We start from the raw sequence: 11,753 nt of genomic DNA on the forward strand, positions 1-11,753 counted from the left end.
GGAGGCGAATGCGCCGCCCCGCGTCCGGGCCACCTAGAACAACGTGTAGCCGCCGTCGATGGTGACCACCGAGCCGGTCATGAAGCTGGACGCGTCCGAGGCCAGGTAGACCACGAGCGGGGCGATCTCCTCGGGCAGGGCGTAGCGCTGCATCGGCGCGTCCTCGATCCAGCGGGCGCGGAACTGCGGCTCGTCGACCGGCGCCATCTCGGTCTTGACGTAGCCCGGCGCCACCGCGTTGACGCGGATGCCCAGCGGCGCCCACTCGGCGGCCAGCGACTTGGTGAGCTGGTGGACCGCGGCCTTGGAGGCGTTGTACGCCGGCTGCCACTGCGGCCGGTTGACGATGTGCCCCGAGATCGAGCCGATGTTGACGATCGCGCCACCGCCGGTGTCCTTGAAGTGCAGCGCCGCGGCCTGGCTCATCAGCCACAGCCCGTCGACGTTGACCTCGAACACCTCGCGGAACTCCGCCGGGGAGACCTCCAGCGCGGGCTTGTGCTGGCAGGTGCCGGCGTTGTTGACCATCACGTCCATCCGCCCGGTCGCGTCCAGGGCGAGCTCGACGACGCGGCGGCCGCCCTCGGGGTCGGCCACGTCGAGGCGGGTGCCCACGACCGTGCGCCCGGTCTCGGCGGCGAGCGCCTCGGCCGCGGCCACGCTGGCCGCCTCGTCGCGCGCCGCGATCACCACGTCGGCGCCGGCCTCGGCCAGCCCGCGGGCGAAGGCCATGCCCAGCCCGCGGTAGCCGCCGGTCACCACGGCCGTCCGGCCGGCCAGGGAGAAGGAGTCCAGGACGCTCACGACGACACCACCACGATCGACTTCATGCTCTGCGGGTCGGAGTCGCTGGTGAGCGCCTCCTCGGCGTCCTCCAGGGCGAACTCCGCGGTCACCAGCGCGTCGAGGTCGACGTCTGGTCTCAGCGCCGTGGCCATCGCGGCCGGCCAGGTGTCGACGTAGCGGAACACCCCGGTCAGCGAGATCTCCCGGCTCGCGATCAGCTGCACCGGCAGCTCCATCGTCTCCGCACCGAGCCCCACCAGGACGGCCGTGCCACCGCCGCGCAGGCTGGTCAGCCCCTGCAGCAGCGCCGGGTGGGCGCCGGAGCACTCGATGAACCCGTCGGCCTCGAGCGCGGCGGCGTCGAAGTCGTCGTCGCGCGGGTCCACGGCGCGGGTGGCGCCGAGGCCCAGGATGCGCTCGCGGCGGGACTCCACGAGGTCGCTGACCACGACGTCGGTGGCGCCGTACGCCCGGGCCGCGAGGGCGCTCAGGGCCCCGATCGGGCCGCCGCCGGTGATGAACACCCGCGACCCCGGCTCGACCCCGGCCTTGCCGCACGCCCACAGCCCCACCGAGAACGGCTCGAGCAGCGCCGCGGCGTGGAAGGACAGGGCGTCGGGCACCACGTGGGCGAACTGGTCCGGCGCCAGGACGTAGTCGCAGAACGTCCCGTCGATCGGCGGGGTGGCGTAGAACTCCATCTCCGGGCACAGGTTCATCCGGCCCGCGATGCACTGGCGGCAGCGCAGGCAGGGTCGCTGCGGGTCGATCGCCACCCGGTCCCCGACCCGACCCTCGTCGACGCCCGGCCCGACGTCGACCACGACGCCGGAGACCTCGTGCCCCAGCACCAGCGGCTGGTCCACGACGTAGTCCCCGATGCGGCCGTCGGTGTAGTAGTGCACGTCGGATCCGCACACCCCCACCGACCGCACCTGCACCAGCACCTCGCCCGGCCCCGGCCGCGGCACCGGCCGCTCCTGCATCTCCACGACGCGCTGGCGCAGCAGCACGCTGGCCCGCATCGTCGACGGGATCTCACTCATGAGGTCTCCTCCCTCGCGGCCCACCGCCGCGCCCCCACCCTAGGAGGAGGGGGCGACTGATCCCCGGCTAGCCGGGGATCAGTCGGGTTATCGGCTGAACGTTCACCCGACAAGGTCACCGTTTGGCCGACAAGGTCCGGGCTCGGCGGCCATCCCCACCTCGGGAGGGACCTTTCCCCGGTGAACCGGGGATCGGTCACCTTCTCGGGCGAACGTTCACCCGACAAGGTCACCGTTCGGCCGACAACCTCCCGGCGTACGCCGACCGGCCGGCGCCGCGTGGAGCGGAGGGCGCGACGGGGCCCGGGGTACGACGAAGCCGGGCGGACCTGGTGGTCCGCCCGGCTTCGATGACGTGGTCGGGGTGACAGGATTTGAACCTGCGGCCTCGTCGTCCCGAACGACGCGCGCTACCAAGCTGCGCCACACCCCGGCGCCCGGGTCTCGATGTTCCTCGACCGCGGGCCTCGCAGAGTCTAGCGGAGTCGGAGGGGTGCTCCGCACCGGGTCCGGTACGCCGTCCTCAGGCGACCGGGACGAGGGTCAGCAGGGTCGCCTCGGGTCGGCAGCACAGCCGCACCGGGGCGTACGGCGACGTGCCGGCGCCCGCGGAGACGTGCAGCCACGAGGTCCCCGGCTCGTCCGGGGAGGAGTCGGCGGGGTGCCGGTGGAGGCCCTTGACCCGCCCGGTGTCGAGGTCGCAGTTGGTGACCAGGGCGCCCTTGAACGGCAGGCAGACCTGGCCGCCGTGGGTGTGCCCGGCGAGGGTCAGCTCGTGGCCGTCGCGGGCGAACTGGTCGAGCACCCGCAGGTAGGGGGCGTGCGCGACCCCGATCCGCAGGTCGGCGTCGGCCGGGGCGGGACCGGCGACGGCGTCGAGGTCGTCGTACTCCAGGTGCGGGTCGTCGACCCCGGTGAAGGCGATCGTGGTGTCGCCGACCGTGAGCCGCGCGGTCGTGTTGGTGAGGTCGGTCCACCCGTGCCGCTCGAACCCGGTGCGCAGGTCGCGCCAGGGCAGGGCCGGGGTGTGGGTGTTGCGGTGGCCGTCGTCGGGCAGGAGGTACCACAACGGGTTGCGCAGGGTCGGGGCGAAGTAGTCGTTGGAGCCGAAGACGAAGACCCCCGGCACGTCCAGCAGCCGCCCCAGCCCGTCGAGCAGCGGGTCGACGGAGTCGCGGTGGGCCAGGTTGTCGCCGGTGTCGACGACGAGGTCGGGCTCGAGGTCGGCCAGGCCGGCGAGCCAGCGCCGCTTGACCCCCTGGGAGGGCGTCAGGTGCAGGTCGGAGAGGTGCAGGACCTTCAGCGGCCGGTGGCCGCGGGGGAGGACGGGCACCTCGACGTGCCGGGTGGTGAAGGCGCGCACCTCGACGCCGGCCGACCAGGCCAGGGTGGCGGCGCCGAGCGCCGCCCCGGCGCCCAGGCCCCACGCCGCCCCTCGTGCCGTGCGGCCGAGCCCCCGTCGCGTGCTCGGGGAGGGGCCGGAAACCGAGTGGGGCGACATGGCCCCAGGCTGCCACAATGGGACGCATGGGAACTCTCAAGGAGCGCTTGCGCACGGACCTCACCGCCTCGATCAAGGCGCGTGACGCGGTCCGGTCCTCGACCCTGCGGATGGTCCTGACGGCCGTCACCAACGCCGAGGTGGCCGGCAAGGAGCAGCGCGAGCTCACCGACGAGGACGTCCTCGGGGTGCTGACCAGCGAGGCCAAGAAGCGTCGCGAGGCCGGCGAGGCCTTCGCCGACGCGGGGCGCGAGGAGCAGGCCGCCAAGGAGCAGTCCGAGCTGGCCGTCATCGCCGACTACCTGCCGGCCCAGCTCAGCCAGGACGAGATCGTCGCCCTGGTCACCCAGACGATCGACGAGCTCGGCGTCCGCGACGACGGCCCCCGGGCGATGGGCCGCGTGATGGGCGTCCTGACGCCGCGCACGAAGGGTCGCGCCGACGGTGGCGCGGTCGCCGGCGAGGTCCGCCGCCAGCTCGCCTAGGTCCTCCGGGAACGACGACGCCCCTGACCCCAGCGGGGGCAGGGGCGTCGGTCGTCCTGGTGGGGCTCAGCCCCCCGAGGGGAACAGCGTGATCCGCGAGCCGCGGGGGGCGCTGGCGCCCGGAGCCGGGCTGGTGTCGGCGATCCGGCCCCGACGCACGCTCGAGGACTTGTCGGCGCCGGTGTCGATGTAGAACCCGAGCCCGGCCAGCGTCTCGGTGGCGCGGGCCTTGCCCATCCCGGTGACGTCGGGGATCTTGATCTGGACCGCGTCGGTGCTGTCGCCGGCCGGGGAGGTGAAGTTCTCGTACGGCAGCTTGTCCTGGACCCCCCGCATGGCCGCGGACCACATCGGACCGGCCAGGGTCGACCCGAAGGCCTCCCCGACGTAGCGACCGCCCACCAGGGTGCCGTTCAGGGTGATCGGCTGGCCCTGGGAGTTGGCGCCGGCGATCATCGCGGCCGTGGCCAGCGTCGGGGTGTAGCCGTTGAACCAGACCGCCATGTTGCTGTTGATCGTGCCGGTCTTGCCCGCCGACGGCTTGTCCAGCGCGAGGTTCTGGCCGAAGCCCCCCGGCTCGAGCACGCCGCGCAGGATCCCGTTGACGGTGTCGGCGGTGCGCTGGGACATCACCTGCTGGCACTGCGCCGGGTAGTTCTTGAACACCTTGCCCTGGGCGTTGAGGATCTGGGTCACGGGACGGGTGGTGCAGTGCTCACCGCGCGCCGCGAACGTCGCGTAGGCCCCGGCCATCTCCAGCGGGCTGACGTCGGCCACGCCGAGGACGAAGGACGGGACCCGCTCGCTGCCCGGGTCGGTGAGGTCGACGCCCATCGCCTTGGCCATCGCGTAGGGCTCGCAGATGCCGGTCTTCTTCTCCAGCTGGGCGAAGTAGGTGTTGACCGACTTCCGGGTGCCCGTGGTCATGTCGAAGGTGCCGCTGCCCGTGGAGTTGCCCAGGTCCCAGTTGCTGTAGATCGGGTAGGGGCCCGTGCAGTCGGCGAAGTCGTTCTGGGGGACGCTCAGCTTCGGGGGGCTGTTGAAGGTCGTCGAGGTCGGCAGACCCTGCTCGATCGCAGAGGCGAGCACGAAGGCCTTGAACGTCGAGCCGGCCTGGAAGCCGTTGGAGTCGCCGTACTTGCTGTCCACGACGTAGTCCAGGAAGGTCTGGCCGGCCTTCTTGTCCCGGCCCATCGGACGGCTCTGGGAGATCGCCTTGACCTCGCCGGTGCCGGGCTGCACCAGCGCGAGGGCGCCGATGGCCTGGTCGGTGGGTCGGACGGCCGCGGCGGTGGCGGCGTCGGCCGAGCGCTGGAAGTCGAGGTCCACGGTGGTCTTGATGGTCAGGCCGCCGGTGTTGAGCAGCGTCGCGCGGTCGGTCACGGTGCGGCCCAGGGCGGGGTCGGCGAGCAGGTAGCGGCGCACGTAGTCGCAGAAGAACGCGGCCTGGGTGCCCAGGCAGCCGTTGCGGCTCGAGCTCATCCGCAGCCGCAGCTTCTGGGCCGTGAGCTGGTCGGCCTGGGCCTGCGGGATCACCTTGAGCTGGGCCATCCGCTCGAGCACGACGTTGCGGCGGGCGCGGGCGCGGTCGGGGTAGCGCGAGGGATCGAAGCCGACCGGGTTCTTGACCAGGCCGGCGAGGGTGGCGGCCTGCTTGGCGTTGAGCTGCGAGGCGTCGACCGAGAAGTAGCGACGGGCGGCGCTCTGGATGCCGTAGGCGCCGTCGCCGAAGTACGCCAGGTTCAGGTAGCGCTCGAGGATCCAGTCCTTGGAGTAGTTCTGCTCGAAGGCGATCGCGTGCCGGAGCTCCTGGATCTTGCGCTGGTAGGTGTTCTCCGTCGCCGCCCTGCGCGCCTCCGGGGTCCGCGCCTGCGCCAGCAGCGTCATCTTGGCCATCTGCTGGGTGATCGAGGAGCCGCCCTGGGTGCTGCCCGCCGCGGTCTGGTTGTTGACGAAGGCGCGCAACGTGCCCTTCACGTCGAGCGCGCCGTGCTGGTAGAAGCGGTAGTCCTCGATGGCCACGATCGCCTTGCGCATGATCGGGGCGACCTTGGAGAGGGGGACGTTGACGCGGTTCTCGTCGTAGAACACCGCGATCGGGCGGCCCTTGGAGTCCAGGACCCGGCTGCGCTGGGAGAGCGGCGAGGCCGTCAGCGCCTGCGGCAGGTCCTTCATCGAGGACGCCGTGGCGCCGGCGGCGTAGCCGAGGGCGCCGACGACGGGGACGACCAGGCCGGCGGCCAGGACCCCCAGGACGACGGAGACGGCCACGATCACCCCGAGGTGGGAGACGATCGTGCCGAAGGACAGTCGGGGGCGGTGGCGCGGCATAGCACAAGAGTACGGGGCGGTGGGGCCTTTACCCCCGCGTGCCGCGCTCGACCTAGTCATTTCGGGCCATACGAGATTGACCCCGTCGGGTCTGTTCCGAATATCCCTGTCTCTTTAGTCTGTGAGTGGGTTAAAACGGACGTATCGGGGCGAGCCGGTTAAAACCCAGGACCATGAACTTTGGAGGGAACATGTCCTGGAACGAGATGTGGGCCAATGTGGCCCTGTGCCAGAAGTCGACGCCGGACGAGCTCTTCGTCCGCGGGGCCGAGCAGCACAAGGCCAAGGCCGTCTGCGGAGCCTGCCCCGTGCGGGCCGAGTGCCTGGCCGAGGCGCTCGACAACGAGATCGAGTGGGGGGTGTGGGGCGGTCTGACCGAGCGTGAGCGTCGGGCCCTGCTCCGCAAGCGCCCCAACGTGACCTCGTGGCGCCAGCTGCTGGAGACCGCGAAGTCCGAGCACGAGGCCGCCGTCGGGGTCACCGCCTGACCCGAACGGTCCGATCGAGTGGCACGACGGGCGATCCCGGGCTTGGGAGCAGCGGGAACGCCGGACGTGCACCTCAGTCGGTGCGGGCCAGCAGGTCGCCCACGTGCCGCAGGCCGTCCAGGTCGTGCACGTCGGTCGACAGCGCCGGCACCACGACCACCGGCACCTCGGGGTGGGCGTGGGCGAATCGGTCGGTGAGACGCTGCTCGCGGTCCACGACGACCTCGGTGTCGGCGTGCAGCCGGAGCAGGGCCGCGGCCGTGGTCCGAGCGTCCCCGTCGGTGCTCGTCCGGGCGTCGGACGAACCGACGTCGTCCAGGCGCTCGGCGGCCGCCATGGCCGCGTGGGCGCTGAGACCACCGCCGGGGCGGGTGCTGGCCCGGTTGACGACCAGGCCGGCGAGCGGCATCTGCTCGGCGCCGAGGCGCTCGACGAAGTACGCCGCCTCGCGCAGCGCGTCGGGCTCGGGTGCCGCGATCACCAGGAACGCCGTCCGCCGGTCCTGGAGCAGCTCGTAGGTGCGCTGGGCGCGCTGGCGGAAGCCGCCGAACAGGGTGTCGAACGCCGCCACGAACGCGCGCACGTCCTGGAGCACCTGGGCGCCGATGAGCTTGGTGATCGCGTTGGTGACCATCCCGAAGCCCGCCGTCATCAGCCGGGCCGGGCCGCGTGCCGGGGCCAGCAGCAGCCGCATGAACTTGCCGTCCAGGAAGCTGGAGAGCCGCTCCGGGGCGTCGAGGAAGTCCAGGGCGCTGCGCGAGGGCGGGGTGTCGACGACGATCAGGTCGTAGCGCCCGGTCCGCCGCGCCTCGGCGTCGAGCTGGCCGAGCTTCTCCATCGCCATGTACTCCTGGGTGCCCGCGAACGAGCTCGACACCGCGACGTAGAACGGGTTGGCCAGGATCTGGGCCGCCTTCTCGGGACTGGCCTGACTCTGCACCACCTCGTCGAAGGTGCGCTTCATGTCCAGCATCATCGCGTCGAGCGACCCGCCCCCGTCGGTCGAGCCCGTCGGGACCACCCCGGGCACCGGGCGCGGGGTGTTGTCCAGCTCCTCGATCCCCATCGACTGCGCCAGCCGACGGGCGGGGTCGATGGTCAGGACCACGACCTTGCGGCCGCGCTCGGCGGCCCGCAGCGCCAGCGCCGCCGAGGTGGTGGTCTTGCCGACCCCGCCCGAGCCGCAGCACACGATGATCGAGCGGGAGCGGTCGTCGAGCAGGGCGTCGACGTCGAGCGCGCGGCGCGGCTCGTCGCCGCCCACGAGCGGACCCCGGCGGGCGCCGGAGCGGCCCGGCTGGCCGGAGCGGTCGGCGGACGGCGTGCGGCGGCGGTCGGCGCTCATGCCAGGCCCTTCCGGGTCAGGGTGCGGGCGAGGTCGTAGAGGCCGTCGAGGTCGATCCCGCCGGGCAGCAGCGGCAGCTCGTACGCCGGCACGTCGAGGTGGGCGACCAGGTCGCGCTGGGTGTCCTCCAGCCGGCGCCGCTCGGCGTGGTGGCGCCCCTCGGCGACCAGGGCGTCCACGAGGCCCGGGGCGGCGTCGAGGCCGGCCTGCTCGAGGGCGGTCGCGAGTCCCGCGCGGTCCTCGGAGTGCGCCAGCAGGTCACGTCGCGCGTCGGCGTCGAGGTCCTGCGGCCGGACCATGTTGACGACCACGCCGCCGACCGGGAGGCCGATGCGGCGCAGCTCCTCGATGCCGTCGGCGGTCTCCTGCACCGGCATCTCCTCCAGCACGGTGACCAGGTGGATCGCCGCGCGGGGCGAGCGCAGCAGCTGCATGACGACGTCGGCCTGGGCCTTGATCGGGCCGACCTTGGCCAGGCCGGCGAGCTCGTCGTTGACGTTGAGGAACTGCGCGACGCGTCCGGTGGGCGGGGCGTCGAGCACGATGGCGTCGTACGTCCGGGCGCCGCGGTTGCGCTTGTTGCGGTTGGCCGCCTCGTAGATCTTGCCGGTCAGCAGGACGTCGCGGACCCCGGGGGCGATGGTGGTGGCGAACTCGATCACGCCGAAGCGGTCCAGCGCCTTCCCGGCCCGACCGAGCCGGTAGTACATGTCGAGGTACTCCAGCAGCGCCGACTCCGCGTCGATGGCCAGGGCGTAGAGGTCGCCGGAGCCGGAGGTGCCCTGCGCGACCAGGCGCTCCTCGTAGGGCAGCGGCGGCACGTCGAACATCCGGGCGATGCCCTGGCGGCCCTCGACCTCGCACAGCAGGACCGAGCCGCCGCGAGCGGCGAGGGCGAGCGCGAGGGCGGCGGCGACGGTGCTCTTGCCGGTCCCGCCCTTGCCGGTGACGACGTGCAGGTCGACCTCGGGGAACGCGGGCATGGGTCGCAGCGTAGCCACGCCGGAGCCCGCACCTGGGGTGATCCGGGGCACAGCAGACGTGGCAGGATCGCCGGGACGGCCCGCGGTGACGTGGGCCACACGCGCGGCCGGTCCACCGGCCGCCGGCCCTGGGAGGAGCCAGATGGACAAGGTGGTCCGGAGCGCGGCCGAGGCGGTCGCCGACATCCCCGACGGCGCGACGCTGTCCGTGGGCGGGTTCGGCCTGTGCGGCATCCCCTCGACGTTGATCGAGGCCCTGCTGGAGGCCGGCACCACCGACCTCGAGGCCTACTCCAACAACGCCGGGGTCGACGACTGGGGCCTGGGACTGCTGCTCGGCGAGAAGCGGATCCGGCGGATGGTCGCCTCCTACGTGGGGGAGAACAAGGAGTTCGCGCGGCAGTACCTCCACGGCGAGCTCGAGGTGGAGCTCACCCCGCAGGGCACCCTGGCCGAGCGGATGCGGGCCGGCGGCACCGGCATCCCGGCCTTCTTCACCGCGACCGGCGGCGGCACCCAGATCGCCGAGGGCGGCCTCCCGTGGCGGTACGACGCCGACGGCAACGTCACCGTCTCCTCCCCGCCCAAGGAGACCCGCGAGTTCGAGACCGAGCACGGGCGGCGCGAGTTCGTCCTGGAGGAGGCCCTCGTGGCCGACTTCGGGCTGGTGCGCGCCTGGAAGGGTGACCGCCACGGCAACCTCGTCTACCGCGACTCCGCGCGCAACTTCAACCCGCTCGCGGCCATGTGCGGGCGTACGACGATCGCGGAGGTCGAGCAGCTCGTCGACCCCGGCGAGCTGGACCCCAACGAGATCCACACCCCCGGCGTCTTCGTCCACCGCGTGGTGGCGCTGACCCCCGAGCAGGCGGCCGACAAGCGCATCGAGAAGCGCACCGTGCGCGCCAAGGAAGGTGCCTGAGATGGCCTGGACCCGTGAGGAGATGGCGGCCCGCGCCGCCTCGGAGCTGGAGGACGGCTCCTACGTCAACCTGGGCATCGGCCTGCCGACCCTGGTCCCCAACTACGTCGACGACGACGTCGAGCTGGTCCTCCAGTCGGAGAACGGCATCCTCGGCGTCGGTGCCTACCCGGAGGAGGGCCAGGAGGACGCCGACCTGATCAACGCCGGCAAGGAGACCGTCACCCTGCGACGCGGCGCGAGCTTCTTCGACTCCGCCCTGTCCTTCGGGATGATCCGTGGCGGCAAGATCGACGCCGCGATCCTGGGCGCCATGCAGGTCTCGGCCGCCGGCGACATCGCCAACTGGATGATCCCCGGCAAGATGGTCAAGGGCATGGGCGGCGCGATGGACCTCGTGCACGGAGCCAAGCGCGTGATCGTGCTGATGGAGCACAACGCCAAGGACGGGGCCTACAAGATCGTCCAGGAGTGCTCGCTGCCCTACACGGGCCGGGCCGTGGTGCAGCGGATCATCACCGACCTGTGCGTCCTCGACGTCACCGACGAGGGCCTGCGCCTGGTCGAGCTCGCCCCCGGGGTCACCGAGGACGAGGTCCGCGAGAAGACCGAGCCGGAGATCCTCACCGGCCGGTGAACGCCGGGTGTGGTGCCCGTCTCGTCCGGCTGGGTGGGGAATGTCCGGGACGAGGGCGCGGTTGGGCAGGGAGTCGTACTTCCCTACCGAGAGGTGGCCCATGTCCCGCGCTTTCACTCCCGTCAAGATCGGCCCCTGGGAGCTCCCCCAGTCGTTCGTGATGGCCCCGCTGACCCGCAACCGCGCCGGTGAGGGTAACGCGCCCACCGAGCTCAACGCGGAGTACTACGGCCAGCGCGCCGGAGCCGGCCTGATCATCACCGAGGGCGTGGCCCCCAGCGAGGTCGGCCAGGGCTACCTCAACGTGCCCGGGCTCTACACCGTCGACCAGGTCGCCGGCTGGCGTCGCGTCGCCGACGAGGTCCACGGCAAGGGCGGGACGATCGTCGCGCAGATCATGCACGCCGGCCGCATCGCGCACGCCGACAACAAGGGCGGCGTCGAGACCATCTCCGCGAGCGCCGAGCAGGCTCCCGGCGAGATGATCACCGCCGAGGGCCCGAAGGCCCACGACGTGCCCCGGTCGCCGTCGACCGACGAGGTCGCGGACATCGTGGCCGACTACGTCACCGCCGCGCGCAACGCCGAGAAGGCCCACCTGGACGGCGTCGAGATCCACGCCGCCAACGGCTACCTCCTGCACCAGTTCCTCGACCCGACCGTCAACCTGCGCGACGACGTCTACGGCGGCTCGCCGGAGAATCGTGCCCGCCTGGTGGTCGAGGTCGTCAAGGCCGTCGCCGAGGAGATCGGGGCCGACCACGTCGGTCTGCGGATCTCCCCCGGACACCAGTTCAACGGCATGGGCGAGAAGCCGGGCGAGGACCTCGACGCGACGTACGCCGCGCTCGTGGACGCCATCGCCCCGCTCGGCCTGGCCTACCTGAGCATCCTGGCCAGCCCGCTCGACGCGATCGAGCCCCTGGTCAAGGACCTCCGCACGCGCTTCGGCGGCCCGGTGCTGCTCAACAGCGGCTTCGGCGACGTGACCGCCCTGGACTCGGTCGAGGAGCTGCTGCAGACCGGTCTCGCGGACGCGGTCGTCGTGGGTCGCCCGTTCCTGGCCAACCCCGACCTCGCCGAGCGGTGGAAGCAGGGTGCGGAGCTCAACGAGCCCAACCCCGACACCTTCTACGGCGGCGGCGCCGAGGGCTACACCGACTACCCGACGCTCGACGCGGCCTCCTGAGCCGCACCTGAGCCTCACCACGACGCCCGCCCCGGTCACC

The 11,753-nt window shown here is 72.3% G+C and carries 11 protein-coding genes and 1 tRNA gene; 5 read left to right on the top strand and 7 right to left on the bottom strand.

Annotated elements, in window-relative coordinates; translation table 11 throughout:
• Positions 1-33 precede the first annotated feature (33 nt).
• The 4 genes from ACYVDA_RS02980 to ACYVDA_RS02995 form a co-directional block, all read right to left on the bottom strand.
• Entirely contained in the window at positions 34-804 is a 771-nt protein-coding gene (locus ACYVDA_RS02980) for an SDR family NAD(P)-dependent oxidoreductase (RefSeq protein ID WP_460814913.1), read from the bottom strand.
• The gene (locus ACYVDA_RS02985; protein WP_460814915.1) at positions 801-1,832 is read right to left on the bottom strand and encodes an NAD(P)-dependent alcohol dehydrogenase; all 1,032 of its coding nucleotides are present in this window, start codon (positions 1,830-1,832) and stop codon (positions 801-803) included. The genes ACYVDA_RS02980 and ACYVDA_RS02985 overlap by 4 nt, the downstream gene beginning before the upstream one ends.
• Before the next feature lie 356 nt (positions 1,833-2,188).
• A tRNA-Pro gene (locus ACYVDA_RS02990) sits at positions 2,189-2,265 on the bottom strand.
• Positions 2,266-2,355: 90 nt separating this feature from the next.
• Entirely contained in the window at positions 2,356-3,333 is a 978-nt protein-coding gene (locus tag ACYVDA_RS02995; RefSeq protein ID WP_460814917.1) for a metallophosphoesterase, read from the bottom strand.
• 26 nt (positions 3,334-3,359) lie between these two features.
• Here ACYVDA_RS02995 and ACYVDA_RS03000 point away from each other — a divergent pair, with 26 nt between their 5' ends.
• On the top strand, positions 3,360-3,818 hold the full coding sequence (locus ACYVDA_RS03000; protein ID WP_460814921.1) for a GatB/YqeY domain-containing protein: 459 nt from the start codon (positions 3,360-3,362) through the stop codon (positions 3,816-3,818).
• A gap of 66 nt (positions 3,819-3,884) precedes the next feature.
• Here the strand turns inward: ACYVDA_RS03000 and ACYVDA_RS03005 are convergent, their stop codons facing one another.
• A complete protein-coding gene (locus ACYVDA_RS03005; protein WP_460814923.1) occupies positions 3,885-6,149 on the bottom strand; it encodes a transglycosylase domain-containing protein in 2,265 nt (754 codons plus the stop codon).
• A 191-nt stretch (positions 6,150-6,340) separates the two neighbouring features.
• On the opposite strand from ACYVDA_RS03005, the gene ACYVDA_RS03010 reads away from it, so the two are divergent.
• Positions 6,341-6,637: a WhiB family transcriptional regulator gene (locus ACYVDA_RS03010; protein WP_460814926.1), complete on the top strand. Its 297-nt coding sequence runs from the start codon at positions 6,341-6,343 to the stop codon at positions 6,635-6,637.
• Between the two features lie 73 nt (positions 6,638-6,710).
• On the opposite strand, the gene ACYVDA_RS03015 is transcribed toward ACYVDA_RS03010, so the two are convergent.
• Positions 6,711-7,982, bottom strand: coding sequence for an ArsA family ATPase (locus tag ACYVDA_RS03015; protein WP_460814928.1), 1,272 nt, complete (start codon positions 7,980-7,982; stop codon positions 6,711-6,713).
• A complete protein-coding gene (locus ACYVDA_RS03020; protein WP_460814930.1) occupies positions 7,979-8,965 on the bottom strand; it encodes an ArsA family ATPase in 987 nt (328 codons plus the stop codon). Before ACYVDA_RS03020 ends, ACYVDA_RS03015 begins: the two co-directional genes overlap by 4 nt.
• Positions 8,966-9,107: 142 nt before the next feature.
• Here ACYVDA_RS03020 and ACYVDA_RS03025 point away from each other — a divergent pair, with 142 nt between their 5' ends.
• The 3 genes from ACYVDA_RS03025 to ACYVDA_RS03035 all read left to right on the top strand — a co-directional run bounded on the left by ACYVDA_RS03025 (position 9,108) and on the right by ACYVDA_RS03035 (position 11,713).
• Positions 9,108-9,887 carry a CoA transferase subunit A gene (locus tag ACYVDA_RS03025; RefSeq protein WP_460814932.1) on the top strand — a complete coding sequence of 260 codons (780 nt, stop codon included), beginning with the start codon at positions 9,108-9,110 and terminating at the stop codon, positions 9,885-9,887.
• A 1-nt stretch (position 9,888) separates the two neighbouring features.
• Positions 9,889-10,524: a CoA transferase subunit B gene (locus ACYVDA_RS03030; protein ID WP_460814935.1), complete on the top strand. Its 636-nt coding sequence runs from the start codon at positions 9,889-9,891 to the stop codon at positions 10,522-10,524.
• A gap of 100 nt (positions 10,525-10,624) precedes the next feature.
• Positions 10,625-11,713 (top strand): alkene reductase, encoded by a 1,089-nt coding sequence (locus ACYVDA_RS03035; protein WP_460814937.1) that lies wholly within the window; start codon positions 10,625-10,627, stop codon positions 11,711-11,713.
• Positions 11,714-11,753: the final 40 nt, after the last annotated feature.

The organism is Nocardioides korecus, from assembly GCF_054778395.1.

What these genes read in the sequence shown, in the direction of transcription:
- ACYVDA_RS03035 (WP_460814937.1), top strand. Translation starts at nt 10,625, where the DNA reads ATGTCCCGCGCTTTCACTCCCGTCAAGATCGGCCCCTGGGAGCTCCCC.
- ACYVDA_RS03005 (WP_460814923.1), bottom strand. Translation starts at nt 6,149, where the DNA reads ATGCCGCGCCACCGCCCCCGACTGTCCTTCGGCACGATCGTCTCCCAC.
- ACYVDA_RS02995 (WP_460814917.1), bottom strand. Translation starts at nt 3,333, where the DNA reads ATGTCGCCCCACTCGGTTTCCGGCCCCTCCCCGAGCACGCGACGGGGG.
- ACYVDA_RS03015 (WP_460814928.1), bottom strand. Translation starts at nt 7,982, where the DNA reads ATGAGCGCCGACCGCCGCCGCACGCCGTCCGCCGACCGCTCCGGCCAG.
- ACYVDA_RS02985 (WP_460814915.1), bottom strand. Translation starts at nt 1,832, where the DNA reads ATGAGTGAGATCCCGTCGACGATGCGGGCCAGCGTGCTGCTGCGCCAG.
- ACYVDA_RS03020 (WP_460814930.1), bottom strand. Translation starts at nt 8,965, where the DNA reads ATGCCCGCGTTCCCCGAGGTCGACCTGCACGTCGTCACCGGCAAGGGC.
- ACYVDA_RS03025 (WP_460814932.1), top strand. Translation starts at nt 9,108, where the DNA reads ATGGACAAGGTGGTCCGGAGCGCGGCCGAGGCGGTCGCCGACATCCCC.
- ACYVDA_RS03000 (WP_460814921.1), top strand. Translation starts at nt 3,360, where the DNA reads ATGGGAACTCTCAAGGAGCGCTTGCGCACGGACCTCACCGCCTCGATC.
- ACYVDA_RS03030 (WP_460814935.1), top strand. Translation starts at nt 9,889, where the DNA reads ATGGCCTGGACCCGTGAGGAGATGGCGGCCCGCGCCGCCTCGGAGCTG.
- ACYVDA_RS03010 (WP_460814926.1), top strand. Translation starts at nt 6,341, where the DNA reads ATGTCCTGGAACGAGATGTGGGCCAATGTGGCCCTGTGCCAGAAGTCG.